The sequence below is a fragment of the Streptomyces sp. NPDC050806 genome (genome assembly GCF_055586425.1).
Window position 1 is genome coordinate 564,701 of record NZ_JBVJIF010000006.1, and the last position, 12,584, is coordinate 577,284.

9 protein-coding genes, 1 tRNA gene and 1 pseudogene are annotated in these 12,584 nt (G+C 70.9%); 7 read left to right on the forward strand and 4 right to left on the reverse strand.

The features are described 5' to 3' along the window. Window positions 1-11 precede the first annotated feature (11 nt). From ACZ6WH_RS21860 to ACZ6WH_RS21875, 4 genes and pseudogenes are all read left to right on the forward strand, one after another. Window positions 12-1,307, forward strand: a complete 1,296-nt coding sequence (locus tag ACZ6WH_RS21860) for an alpha/beta hydrolase (RefSeq protein WP_469729978.1) — start codon at window positions 12-14, stop codon at window positions 1,305-1,307. Between the two features lie 196 nt (window positions 1,308-1,503). Then, window positions 1,504-1,731: a hypothetical protein gene (locus ACZ6WH_RS21865; RefSeq protein WP_469729979.1), complete on the forward strand. Its 228-nt coding sequence runs from the start codon at window positions 1,504-1,506 to the stop codon at window positions 1,729-1,731. 404 nt (window positions 1,732-2,135) lie between these two features. Next, on the forward strand, window positions 2,136-4,262 hold the full coding sequence (locus ACZ6WH_RS21870; RefSeq protein WP_469729980.1) for an ATP-binding protein: 2,127 nt from the start codon (window positions 2,136-2,138) through the stop codon (window positions 4,260-4,262). 128 nt (window positions 4,263-4,390) lie between these two features. Then, a pseudogene (locus tag ACZ6WH_RS21875) lies at window positions 4,391-4,831 on the forward strand (tyrosine-type recombinase/integrase); the annotation flags it as partial. 51 nt (window positions 4,832-4,882) lie between these two features. Here ACZ6WH_RS21875 and ACZ6WH_RS21880 read toward each other — a convergent pair. Further along, window positions 4,883-4,956: transfer RNA gene (locus ACZ6WH_RS21880), tRNA-Gly, on the reverse strand. Window positions 4,957-5,537: 581 nt separating this feature from the next. Between ACZ6WH_RS21880 and dcd the strand changes: the two genes are divergently transcribed. The 3 genes from dcd to ACZ6WH_RS21895 all read left to right on the forward strand — a co-directional run bounded on the left by dcd (window position 5,538) and on the right by ACZ6WH_RS21895 (window position 8,438). Beyond that, complete coding sequence (gene dcd / locus ACZ6WH_RS21885; protein ID WP_469729981.1) at window positions 5,538-6,113, forward strand: dCTP deaminase; 576 nt, start codon at window positions 5,538-5,540, stop codon at window positions 6,111-6,113. Window positions 6,114-6,209: 96 nt separating this feature from the next. Beyond that, window positions 6,210-6,707, forward strand: a complete 498-nt coding sequence (locus ACZ6WH_RS21890; RefSeq protein WP_361553628.1) for a phosphoribosyltransferase — start codon at window positions 6,210-6,212, stop codon at window positions 6,705-6,707. Window positions 6,708-6,899: 192 nt separating this feature from the next. After that, window positions 6,900-8,438 carry a ricin-type beta-trefoil lectin domain protein gene (locus tag ACZ6WH_RS21895; RefSeq protein ID WP_469729982.1) on the forward strand — a complete coding sequence of 513 codons (1,539 nt, stop codon included), beginning with the start codon at window positions 6,900-6,902 and terminating at the stop codon, window positions 8,436-8,438. Window positions 8,439-8,567: 129 nt separating this feature from the next. Here ACZ6WH_RS21895 and ACZ6WH_RS21900 read toward each other — a convergent pair whose 3' ends face one another. The 3 genes from ACZ6WH_RS21900 to ACZ6WH_RS21910 form a co-directional block, all read right to left on the reverse strand. Continuing rightward, entirely contained in the window at window positions 8,568-9,539 is a 972-nt protein-coding gene (locus ACZ6WH_RS21900) for a Yip1 family protein (RefSeq protein WP_469730018.1), read from the reverse strand. A 154-nt stretch (window positions 9,540-9,693) separates the two neighbouring features. After that, window positions 9,694-10,938 (reverse strand): hypothetical protein, encoded by a 1,245-nt coding sequence (locus tag ACZ6WH_RS21905; protein WP_469729983.1) that lies wholly within the window; start codon window positions 10,936-10,938, stop codon window positions 9,694-9,696. A gap of 163 nt (window positions 10,939-11,101) precedes the next feature. Next, the gene (locus ACZ6WH_RS21910) at window positions 11,102-12,430 is read right to left on the reverse strand and encodes an FG-GAP repeat domain-containing protein (protein WP_469729984.1); all 1,329 of its coding nucleotides are present in this window, start codon (window positions 12,428-12,430) and stop codon (window positions 11,102-11,104) included. Window positions 12,431-12,584 lie beyond the last annotated feature (154 nt).

The following is a 12,584-nucleotide window of genomic DNA, read 5'->3' on the forward strand; positions in this document are numbered from 1 at the left end:
AGAGTACGGGCATGACCTCGACCCGCTCCCGGCTGCGCGCAGGACGCCGTGGACGGCGGTTCGCCGCCACCGCGGTGCTCGCCACCGCATGCGCCGCGACGTTCCTGGCACCGTCCTTACCGGCCACCGCCACCACCGCCACCGCTTTCGCCACCACCGCCGACAGCCCCGGCATTCGCCCTTCGGTGGCCGCCTCCGCCGTCCACCAGCGACCGGCCGCGCGCGGCTCCGTCGTCTCCGTCACCGAAGTGGCCGACCTGACGGCACGGGAGGTCGCCGCGCGGCTTCAGAAGGCGGGCATCGACGCGGCCCGGGTGCGGTACGGCGTACGGGCGCACCGCGTCGTCCACCGGACCCTCGACGCCCGGGGCGCGCCCACCACCGCCAGCGCGCTGGTGGCCGTGCCCGACAACGGCCGGCGCCGCCTCCGGCCGGTCTCCTGGCTGCACGGCACCACCGTGTACCGCGGCGACGTGGCCTCGGTGAACGACAACTCCACCGACCGGGCCGCCGCGCTGCTGTTCGCCGCGACGGGCAAGGCGGTGTCGGCGCCGGACTACCTCGGCCTGGGGGAGGGGCCGGGCACCCACCCGTACGGCGATCCACGGGCCACCGTCGGCGCCGCGCTCGACGCGCTCCGGGCCACCCGTGCGGTCGTGCGCGCCGACGGCCGCACCGTGTCCCGGCGCGTACAGATCAGCGGCTTCTCCCAGGGCGGGCCCGCCACGATGATGGTCGGCCGGGCGCTCCAGGAGCGCGCCGACCCCTACTTCCGGCTGGGCGCGCTCGCGCCCATCGCCGGCCCCTTCGACCTCAGCACCTTCGAGGCCGCCGCCGCCAACGACGACATCGTCCGGTCCGCGCTCTACCTCGCCTACTTCACGGTCGCCTGGGACCGCCTGTACGACCTGTACGACGTACCGTCCGCAGCCTTCCGGGCCCCGTACGACAAGACCGTGGAGACGCTCTTCGACGGCGACCACACCTCATCGGAGATCGCCGCCGCGCTCCCGCCGGCCTCCAAGGACCTCTTCACCGAGGCGTTCCTGGAGAAGGTCCGGCGCCCCGAGGGGGAACTGCGCCGCCGCCTGAACGCCCTGGACACCACCTGCGACTGGCGCCCGGACGTACCCGTGCACCTCTACCACGCCACGGGCGACAAGGACGTCGCGTACACCAACGCCCGCCACTGCCAAGCGCAGTTGACATCCCACGGCGCGACCCACCACCTCACCGACCTCGGCAACGCCGACCACAACACGAGTGTCCGCACAGCCCTCCCCCAGGTGGCCCGCAGATTCGTCTGACTCCACCCCCATGGCTCGGCGAGGGCCACGCGACCTACTACCAGATGCTCTACGCCGCCTCCCACGACGGTGACGCCGTCGACGCCGCGATGAAGAAGGAGTACGCGGGAGACGCGAAGCAGCGCGCCTCGGACGGCCCGCCCGCCTGAAGAAGGCCACAAGCCTGCTCTTCAACACGGACGCGCCCGGCGCCCTGATGCTCTACGGCCTCCGGAACAAGGTGGGCGAGCCGACCTTCCGAAAGATCGAGACCACCTTCTTCCGCACGTACCAGGGCCGTTCGGCCGGCACCCAGGACTACATCGACGTAGCCAACCGCGTCTCAGGCCAGGACCTCACCCCGTACTTCAAGGCCTGGCTCTACGGAACCACCACACCCCCCATGCCCGCCCACCCGGACTGGAAGCCGACCAAAACCGACTGACCGAGCTCATCCCGAACAACACAAAGGCCCAGCCGAGGAAATCCCCTGGACTGGGCCTTGACCACTGGAGCGGGTGACGGGAATCGAATGTTCCCCGCCCCGACCGGTGCGCTTCTGGTGCGCCTGTCGTGCACAAACTGCGGCGTCCTCATGCAGGGGCCCGCCGTACGATCGCCCCACCGGCTCGCCTCCGCCACAGTCAGCAAGCTCTGCTTCTCCCTGAATCCCGACTGGCCTCGGGCGCACGTGGCCCGGGAGCCGATTCTCGAAGCCGGTCAGGGAACGGTCTCGAGCGATCATTTCTTGATCTCGTTGGGGAGACTTTCGCCAGAGTCTCATGGTCGGGTCGGTGGCGGTCAGACTGGCTGTTCCTGAGACCAGGCGACGTGTCGAGGAGGGCTCCCGTGGGTGCGGCCATCGTGGAGGGGCCGAGGGGAAACATGCCGCCCGAGCCGACGGAGTTCGTGGGACGCCAGGCCGAGCTGGATGCCCTGAAGCTGCTGTTGGCTGACTCCCGGCTGACGACGCTGACGGGCGTGGGCGGAGTGGGCAAGTCCCGCTTGGCCCGGCAGGCGTGCGAAGGCGCGGGCGCGGAGTACCCGGATGGGGCCTGGCTGGTCGAGCTGGGTGGCCTGCAACAGCCGGAGCTGATGTACGGCGTGGTGGCCGAGGCGCTGCCACTGGCCGATCAGACCACCCGCCCCCTGCACGAGGTGCTGTGTGAGTGGCTGGCGTGCCGTCGACTGCTGCTGCTCTTCGACGGGTGCGAGCAACTGCTTCCGCCCTGTGCGCAGGCGGTGGAGGTATTGCTGGCGGCTGCGCCCGGCGTGCGTGCCCTGGCCACCAGCCGGCAACCGTTGACCATCCGTGGCGAGCGGCTGCTGCGGGTGCCCCCGCTGCGTCTGCCACCGCCTGCTACCGACGCGGCAGTCGCCGGACTGGAAGAGCCGAGTGAGGCGGTGGCCCTGTTCGTTGGGCGGGCCGCTGCCGTAGTGCCGGGGTTTGAGCTGACCGAGCACAACCGGGCGGATGTGGAGGAGATCTGCCGTCGGCTGGACGGTATCCCGCTCGCCTTGGAGCTGGCCGCAGTCAGGCTGACCGAACTTTCCGTACCGGGGTTGCTGTATCGGTTGCAGTCACGCTTCGATGCGCTCGCCGGCGACCTGGGCATGCTGCCGCATCTGGCGTTGTCGCGGCACCGGACGTTGCGGACCACGATCGGCTGGAGCCATGAGCTGTGCGCGTCACCTGAGCGGCTTGCCTGGGCACGCCTGTCGGTGTTCGCCGGCGGCTTCGAACAGGAAGCGGCGGCGTGGGTTTGCGCCGGTGGGCCACTGAAAGCCGGGGAGGTGGCCGGGGTGCTGTCCGCTCTGGTGGACAAGTCGATTCTCCAGCGGGTGGGCACCACCCGCGGGCCCCGGTATTCGATGCTGGACACCGTGCGCGAGTACGGACAGGAGTGGCTGACAAGGCTCGGTGAACAGACCAGGCTTCAGGGGCGGCACCGGGACTACTACCGGTTCCTGGCCCGCACCGGCGAGCGGGAGTGGTTCGGCCCCGACCAGGTGGTCTGGTCCGAGCGCCTGACTGCCGAACACGCGAACCTTCGCGTTGCACTGGAGCACTGCCTCGCACATCCGGACCCGCGCGTCGCACTGGAGATGTCGGGCAACCTGTGGTTCTTCTGGTTCGGCTGTGGCTTCCTGCGCGAAGGGAGCCACTACCTGGACCGGGCCCTCGGCAAGAAGCCGGACGGCGGGCCCGGCCCGGAACGGTTCTGGGCTCTGTGGGCCCGTGGGCTGGTGGCCCTCGGCCAAGGCGACTTCGAAGCTGTCACCGCGCTGCAGGGCTTCTGCACGCCCATGGCCGAACAACTCGGTGACCCGGCCGCGGCCGCAGCCGCGCTCTACCTCAAAGGGACGCAACCGGCGATGACCGGCCGGCCGGCCCGCACGATTGCCCTTCTCGACGAGGCGAACCGCTCGCCCGACTGCGGTGGCGGCTCCCTTGCCGCCAGGTCCCTGATCCGCTGCTCCATGTGGTTCGCCCACCTCCAGCTGGGCCAGTTCGACCAGGCCGAGACGACGGCCACCGTCCTGCACCAGGAGAGCGAGTCACGCGGCGAGGAGTGGATGCGGGGCTACGCCCTGTACTTCCTGTCCATGGCCGCGCTGACCAACGGCGATCCGCCCACGGCCGTCCGGCACGCCCGCGCCTCCCTCAAGATCAAGTGGAGGCTGCACGACATCCTGGGAGCCGCACTGGCCCTGGACGCACTGGCCCCGGCCGTCGCTGCCATCGATCCGCACACAGCCGCGCGGCTGCTCGGCATCGCCGACACCCTCTGGCGCTCCTTCGGCCTGACCCAGATGGGAACGCCTGGACTCATCGCCGCTCGGCAAGCCTGCGCACAACAGATCCGCGAATCCATAGGTGACGCGGCCTACGATGCGGCCTACAAGACTGGGCTGAACACCAGACCCGAAGAGTGCGTCGCCCACGCCCTCGCCGTTGCCTCACCCGACAGTTGACCCCTCTGACCCCTCAGCGACGGACGAGGGGCAGATGGACCACCGTCTACAAGTTCGATCAAGGAAACACAGTGGCCCAGCTCTGGCATGAGCCCAGCAATGAGCGAGGCCTTCCAAGCCTGCTGTTGATCGTCGTCCTGCCGGCCTTTCTCCGTACCGATCTGCGGCGTCACCTGCACTGGTACGCCGAGAAGGACAAGGCAGCGGAAGGGCTGCTCTTTGTGGGTGAGAAGGGGAAGCCGTTCCGGCGGTCCAGCTTCGGCCGGAAATGGCGGAAGGCGCGTGAGCGGGTCGGGATGCCGGAGGGCTTCCGGTTCTACGACCTTCGTCACACCGGGCACACCTTGGCGACGCGGTCCGGGGCGACGCTCAAGGACACGATGGTTCGCGCCGGGCAGTCCTCGACCAGAGCCGCGCTGATCTCTCAGCACTCGGATGTCGAGCGACAGCAGGAGGTCGCCGGCGGGCTGGACGATCTGGTGCGGGCCGAGCGCCGGAAGGGTGCCAGTCCCCGTACTGAGCAGGCCGCCGACGGACCTTCTGGTGCGGATCTGGTGCGCGACGCCTGACGCGGTCCAGGCAACGAACAAGGCCCAGGTCGCTGACCTGGGCCTCAACTCTGGAGCGGGTGACGGGAATCGAACCCGCGCTCTGAGCTTGGGAAGCTCATGTTCTACCATTAAACTACACCCGCGTGACCGCCTGATCTTGCAGGGCGGTGCATCGTCGCACACTGTACCCCATCCCTCGCCTCCGGTGCATTTGGCCGTGAGGCTTTTGTCATGTCCGGGGGCGGCGCGGGGGTCGTATGCGGGGTGCGGGCCGCGGGAGTTGAGGCGTACGGTGGGGACTCTTCCCGCGTTCGGAGTGCCGCTTGGGAGTGCGCCCAGTTCATCCCCTAATGTGGCTTTTGTTGTCCACGCGTTTGGGAGAGGGACCTGATGGAGCGCACCGTCGTCCGTTGTGCCGAGGGGCACGTGTTCAGCACCGCTTCGTTCCCCATGCAGACCACCGACCGGCTCGGTCCCGGTCGGCTGCTGCGGTGCCCGCGCTGTGCGCGGCTGCGTCACGCGGTCCCTGTGCAGATGGAGAAGCGCTGAAGAGGACGTGAGGGCCCGGCCCCCCAGGGGGGCCGGGCCCTCACGGCTGTCCGGGAGCGTCCAGGGGCTGTCGGGGAGCTGTCCCGGGGCGGGACGGGCCGGGGCGGCACGGGGCGGGGAGGCGGGGCGGAAGCGGGATGCGGAGCCCCGGGTACCGGACGCGTATCCTCGTGGCGTGCTTCTCTCAGACAAGGACATCCGGGCCGAGATCGACGCGGGCCGGGTGCGTATCGATCCCTACGACGAGTCGATGGTCCAGCCGTCGAGTATTGATGTGCGCCTCGATCGGTACTTCCGAGTGTTCGAGAACCACCGGTACCCGCACATCGACCCCGCCGTCGAGCAGCCCGACCTGACGCGGGAGGTCGTGCCCGAAGAGGGCGAGTGCTTCATCCTGCACCCGGGCGAGTTCGTGCTGGCCTCGACGTACGAGGTCATCACGCTGCCCGAGGACATCGCGTCCCGGCTGGAGGGCAAGAGCTCGCTGGGGCGGCTGGGGCTGCTGACGCACTCGACGGCCGGCTTCATCGACCCCGGTTTCAGCGGCCACGTCACGCTGGAACTGAGCAATGTCGCGACGCTGCCGATGAAGCTGTGGCCGGGCATGAAGATCGGGCAGCTGTGCATGTTCCGGCTGACGTCGCCGGCCGAGTTCCCGTACGGGTCGGAGCGCTACGGCTCCCGCTATCAGGGGCAGCGCGGGCCGACGCCCTCGCGGTCGTACAAGAATTTCCACCGTACGCAGGTCTGATGACCGTACGGCGGCGGGGGAGAGCAGTGGCCCGGCGGTGCGCTCGCAGGGGAGCCGCGCCGCGGGGCGGGATCGCTAGAGGGCTGAGAGAGATACGTGACTGACGTCCGGGAAAATCTGACGTACGAGCGCTTCGGTGTCGCCATCCGCGAGCTGGCGCAGACGATCGCCGACGACGGGTACGAGCCCGACATCGTGCTGAGCATCGCGCGCGGTGGCGTGTTCGTCGCCGGCGGTCTGGCGTACGCGCTGGACTGCAAGAACATCCACCTGGTGAACGTGGAGTTCTACACGGGCGTCGGCGAGACGCTGGAGATGCCGGTCATGCTGGCTCCGGTGCCGAACGCGATCGACTTCTCCGACAAGAAGGTGCTCATCGCCGATGACGTCGCCGACACCGGGAAGACGCTGAAGCTGGTGCACGACTTCTGCCAGGGGAACGTGGCCGAGGTGCGCAGCGCGGTGATCTACGAGAAGTCGCAGTCGCTGGTGAAGTGCGAGTACGTCTGGCAGCGCACGGACGACTGGATCAACTTCCCGTGGAGCGTCGAGCCGCCGGTCGTCCGGCGCGAGGGCCAGGTCCTCGACGCCTGAGGGGCCGCGCCCGGAGGCCGTTCCCGTGCTGTGACGGTCGGCTTCCTGTTGCTTGCTGTGAGGGTCAACTGCCGCTTTCCGTGCGCCGGTTGAGGTGTATGGCGAATTCGGGCCAATCCTGCGCCGGATGTTCCGCCGGGGTCTACCTACGAGTAGAAACCGGCGGTAACAGCAGACCGGAGGGGAGGCCCAATGGTGCGTGCGAGACGAGGGCGGCGGCTGGTGACCGCAGCCGCCGCCGTGATGGTGCTGACCGGTGGTACGGCCGTCGCCGGTACGGGGACGAGCGTGGCGGCGCAGCCGCCGTACGGGGCGCGGGCCGTCGCGGAGAGCAAGCCGCTGCCGCCCGAGCTGGAGAAGATCCGGGCCCAGGAGGCCGCCGAACTCTACGGTGATCCGGCCGAACGGCCGCTGGACCAGCGCAAGACCTCGCTGATCTCGCTGGGCGACAGTGAGATCTCGGGCGAGGGCGTCGGGACGTACGAGCCGGGGACCGACGGGCCGGACAACTGGTGCCACCGGTCGCCGGACGCGGCCATCCACCGGACCGGCATCGCCGCGGACGTGACGTACAACGTCTCCTGCTCGGGTGCGTACACCGGGAACATCAAGGCCGGTGGCAGCAAGCAGTACGCCGATGAGCTGGTGCAGAGCGACAGCCTGGCGATCAAGGCCCGGAACACCCGGCTGAAGATGGTCGTGCTGGTGGCCGGGGCCAACGACGACCTGCAGTTCGGGCCGGTGATGACGGACTGCGTCACCCGGTGGCTGACGCTGCAGGGGACCTGTGAGCCGAAGTACGCGCCGGGGTGGCAGGCGCGGGTGGACGGGCTGGTGCCCAAGGTCGAGCAGACGGTCGGCGACCTGCGGACGGTGATGCGGGACGCCGGGTACGCGGACGGTGACTACCAGCTCGTGGTGATGGGCTACCCGAGCCCGATCGGTCCTGATATCGAGGACAACCCGGATTACCCGGGGAAGCTGCCGGGCGGGTGCACGGGGTACACCTCCGACTCGGCGTGGGGGCGGAACGCCGCCGTCCCCGCCTTCGAGAAGGGCATGCGCAAGGCCGCCCAGGCGTCGGGCGCCGTCTATCTCGACAACTCGCGGCTCTTCCACGGGCACGAGGTGTGCATGGAGAACCCGTGGGCGCGCGGTCTGTACGTCGACCTCTCCCACCCGTTCCCGCCGGACGCCAACTCCGTACGGCAGTCCTTCCACCCGAACGCGCGCGGGCACGCCGCCTTCGCCTCCTGCCTGACCCAGCTCCATGCCTCCGGTCTGCGTGAGGCGTCCTGCGCCGACCCGACGGGCACGGGGAAGCCCGAGCTGTACGCCGGGGCGTGGGACGACGCCTTCGGACCGCTGAAGAACGCCGGCACGGGGAGCTGTGTCGACGCGGCCGGCGGCAGCTCACGCAACGGTACGAGCGTTGGCGGCTGGGACTGCAACGGCCAGCGGAACCAGGGCTGGTGGTACGACAGCGACCGGCAGTCGATGTACGTGGAGCTGACCCAGGACCGGTGCCTGGACGTGCCGGGAGCGAAGTACCAGGCCGGGACCGGTCTGGTGCTGTGGAACTGCTCCGGCGCGGCCAACCAGCGGTTCGTGAAGGACGGGCAGACCCTCCGTCCGGAGGCTGCCCGCGATCTGTGTCTGACGCTGGCCTCGGCGAAGGACGCGCTGCGATTGCAGAAGTGTGAGGGCGCGGCTACGCAGCGTTTCACGTGAAACAACGCGGACCGAGCGGGAGTTCAGCGCGGTTGAGCGCCGGCCGGTACGCGACAGGGCCCCGTTCCCTCGGGAACGGGGCCCTTCCTCAGGATGAGTCGCCGACGCGGGCGGCGAGCGCCGCTGCCGCTACAGCGTGCCGAGCTTCACCAGGGCCAGCAGCGCGACCAGCTGGATCGCGGAGGCGCCGAGCGCCTTCGGCCAGGGCAGGTCGTGCGACCGGCGGATCATCGTGGTGAAGAGGTACGCGGCGGCGAGCCAGGTCAGCCAGCCGATGACCTGCACGAACGTGCTGTCGCCGCCCAGGAACATCGCGAAGAGCAGACGCGGCGCGTCCGTGATCGACATGATCAGCATGGACAGGCCGATGGTCGGCTGCCAGGCGCCGTCGCCGCCGAGCTGCCGCGCGAGGGTGTGCGTCACGGCACCCAGGATCAGCCCGCCGATGACGAACATCACGCCGGTGATCAGCACCCACGGGATGCTCTGGGAGAGCGTGGCGTTGAGCACGTCCTCGCGGGCGGTGTCGAAGCCGAAGACCGCCAGCAGGCCGTAGACGAAGGTCACGATGAGGGCCGGGACCCACACCGCGTAGTCGCGCATCTGCCAGAAGGTCGCGTCGGGCCGGCGCACGATGCCGGTCAGCAGCTCCTTCCACGGCAGGCGCGGACCGGCCGGCGGCGCCGCCGTCTGCCCGGCCTGGTAGGTGTGGCCGCCGCTGTACTGGCCGTCGCCGTACGCGTCGTTGTCGTACTGGTCGCCGTACGCGTCCGGCGCCTCACCCACGCTGAACTGCTGGGTGTGACCCGGCGCGTCCGGGCGGGGAGCGCTGCCGTAGGGCGACTGCTGCGGGGCGTGCCCCGGGTCGCCGAAGTACTCGGGCTCGCCGTGCTGCCCGGTGCCCTGGCCGCCACCGTGCGCGCCGTGCTGCTGCCACTGTCCCTGAGCGGGGGGCGGCGCCTGCCGGCCGTACGGTGCCTGCTGCTGACCGTACGGCGCCTGGCCGTACGGAGCAGGCTGACCGTAAGGAGCCTGCTGACCGTACGGGGCCTGGCCCTGCTGCCCCTGCTGCGCGGTGCCGGAGTTCCGCCCGCGACCCATCCTGAATCCAGCCACGGTTCGAACGTACCTGGTCCCGACGGCTCGCAGGCGGGAGAGAGCGGACAGGACGGGCATTGCTGCCGACCTGTGACATCCCCTAGGGGGTTCCCGGCGGGGCGCATCCGCTGGGGGCGGGCGAGGGGCAGTTCCGGACTCAGCCCGTCACGAAGGCGCCGAACTGCGGCCGGCCCGTGGTGGGTACGCCGACCGCGCTCGGGGAGACCGAGCGGGCACCCGCAGTGCCGATGCGGGTTCCGTCGGACGGGAGCGAGATCACCGATCCGTTGCCATCGTTCTCGTACCCCGCGCCGACGGTCAGGTCCGCCCTGCCGTCGCCGTCGATGTCGCCCAGTGAGACCCCGTACCCGAAGACGTCACCGCGTTCGGAGTTGCCCGGCACCGCGCCGGACTCCTGGGTGATGGAGTCGATCCGGCTGGTGGGGCCGCTCGCCGAGCCATAGATGACGTTGACCTTGCCGCCCTTCGTGCTCCCAAGCACTGTGTCGTCCCAGTGCACACCGGTGACCAGATCGCCGTAGCCGTCGCCGTCCGTATCCCCGATGGCGGTGATCAGGCCGGCCGGCAGCTTGCGCATGCCGGTGGTGGAGGGGCCGGTGGCCGAGCCGGGCAGGAAGTAGTTGGCGTTGTAGTAGTTCTCGCCCTCCGGGGTGTCCTGGAAGCCGTCGACGACGAGGTCCGTACGTCCATCACCGTTGACCTGACCTGCGGTGAGGCGGAAGATCCCGGCATCGGAGCCGCTGAGGACCGGGAGGGTGACCGCTGACTGGGCGGCCGGGACGCCCGACGTGCTGAATCCGACCTTGAGGACACGGAGGGTCGCCGCCGTGGTGCCGACGGCCAGATCCGCCTTCTTGTCACCGTCGAAGTCGCCCGCGGCCAGTGCGGAGCCGAAGGAGTCGTGCTTCGTCGGGGCCGGGTCCGGGACCGTGGCGGTACGCGATATGCCGGACGCCGAGCCCCACAGGATCTGCACTGTGCCGCCGTCGACGTCACTCGAGACGTCCTCGCCGGGGGCACCGACGGCGAGGTCCGCGTAGCCGTCGGAGTTGAAGTCGCCTGCCGAGAGGTTCAGCCCGAACCAATCGTCGGTCTCCGCCGCCCCCTGTACCCCCGCGGTGTCCTGGGTGAAGGTGGCGTGCCGGCCGGTGGACACGCCGTCGGCCGAGCCGTACAGGACGGTTATCGCGCCGGCGTTCTTGTGGCCGCCGACGGTGGCGGCGGGCGCCGCGACGGCGAGGTCACGGTAGCCATCGCCGTTGAAGGCGCCCTGCAGGCCGCTGCCGGCGGCCGCCGCGGGGCCGGTGGAGAGGGTGAGCAGACCGCCGGCCAGGGCCGCGGCGGTCGCGGCGGCCAGAGCCGTACGAAGGTGCTTGGGCACGCTGTTCTCCTGCTGCATGCGGGACGCAGCCGCGTCCCGTCCGGATGAGGGCCGTCCGCCGTCGTGCATCACCGGCCATTTCCCGGGAGTTCGACGGCAGTTGGCGATCACAAGATCCACGAAGGGCCGCGAGGGGTTGCACGCCGCATACGCGGCGCCCCGCTCACTCCGTGAAGGCAGCCGTGCTGAAGGTCACCGTCGGGTCGGCCGCGAAGCCGGTGGCCGTGCCCCGGTGGACGGTGATGGCGTCGCGGGTGCCGTGGACGGTGCGGAGGACCAGGTCGGCGTGGCCGTCGTGGTCGAAGTCGGCCAGCCGGACCACTGCCGGGCGGGCGTCGGCGGGCATGCCGGGGGGCTTCGGTACGGGCTGCTCGCGGTCCGGGCGGAGGCCGGTGGCCGAGCCCGGGAGGAACACGGGGCGCGCCGTGCCGCCCGAGACGACCAGGTCCGTGCGGCCGTCGCCGGTCACGTCCCCGGCGGCGACCGACCGTCCCGCCACCGCGACGGACGCGCTCCGCGGTGCCGCCGTGCCGATGCCGTAGCGCACGGCGAGCCGGTCGCCCGTGGCGACCACCGCGTCGACCGAGGCGCCGCCGTCGAACCGGCCGAACGCCGTCCCGAACCCCGCCGGCAGCGCGGCGCCCGCCGTGTCCGGCCCCCGTGCGCCACCCAGCGCCAGCCGGCCCTTCGCGTTGCGGCCCGCGGCCCCCGACCGTACGAGCAGGTCGTCGGCGCCGTCCCGGTCCACGTCGACGGGGGCCGGCAGTCCGGCGAGCACCGTCCCGGGGATGTCCAGCGGCCCGCCGGCTCCCTTGGGCGCACCCTGCCGCGTGAACGGGCCGCGCAGGAAGCTCGCCCGCGGCCCGGACGCGGTCACGGCCAGGTCCTGCGCGCCGTCGCCGTCGAAGTCGCCGCAGACGGGCTGGTCGGGCCACTCGTTGCCGAACCGGGCCCGGTCCGGGATGCGCAGCTTCACGGCACGCGCGGTCAGCCCGGCCGGGGACCCGAACAGGATCTGTACGGGGACCGGCGGCCGGCCCTGGCCGTCGTACGGCGGGTCCGTGCTGACCACCAGGTCGGTGAAGCCGTCGCCGTCCAGGTCGCAGGCGGCCTCGGCGTCGAAGACGGCCGGCGCCACGCCCTTCGTGGCGGCGGCGTGCCGGGCGGGGGTGAGGAGCCGGCGTACCGCGGGGTCGAGGCCTTGCTCCGAGCCGTGGACGATGCCGATGCCGGGATCGTCGTCGTGGCTGTCGTCGGGGTTGAGCAGGGTGTCCAGCACCAGGTCGGGGTGGCCGTCGCCGTTGAAGTCGTCGGCGGTCTCGCTGCCCTTGCCGTGCGGGACGGGCCGGGGCGGCGGGCCGGATGCGGTGTGCCGGGCGGCCGGCCGGCCGTCGGCGCCGCCCGCCGAAATCAGGCCGCAGCCCGCCGCCAGCAGTGCGCAGCACAGTCCGGCTCCCGCCGCCCGTGCCGCTCGTGACCCTCGGTACCGCACTTCGCCCCCCAGCGCCCCACCCGTATCCGGCGCCTCATGGTCGCACGGACATACGGCGTGCGGCCGTACGTTCATCCGGTTTTGGACACCGGCGCGCGGAGGGCCGGGCGAACGGCGACGGCCGGCCCCGCGGGATGCGGGACCGGCCGTCAGA

Bases quoted from the DNA above. Each gene is read 5' to 3' on its own strand.
- ACZ6WH_RS21860 (WP_469729978.1), top strand. From the start codon at position 12: ATGACCTCGACCCGCTCCCGGCTGCGCGCAGGACGCCGTGGACGGCGG.
- ACZ6WH_RS21895 (WP_469729982.1), top strand. From the start codon at position 6,900: ATGGTGCGTGCGAGACGAGGGCGGCGGCTGGTGACCGCAGCCGCCGCC.
- ACZ6WH_RS21865 (WP_469729979.1), top strand. From the start codon at position 1,504: ATGCTCTACGGCCTCCGGAACAAGGTGGGCGAGCCGACCTTCCGAAAG.
- ACZ6WH_RS21900 (WP_469730018.1), bottom strand. From the start codon at position 9,539: ATGGGTCGCGGGCGGAACTCCGGCACCGCGCAGCAGGGGCAGCAGGGC.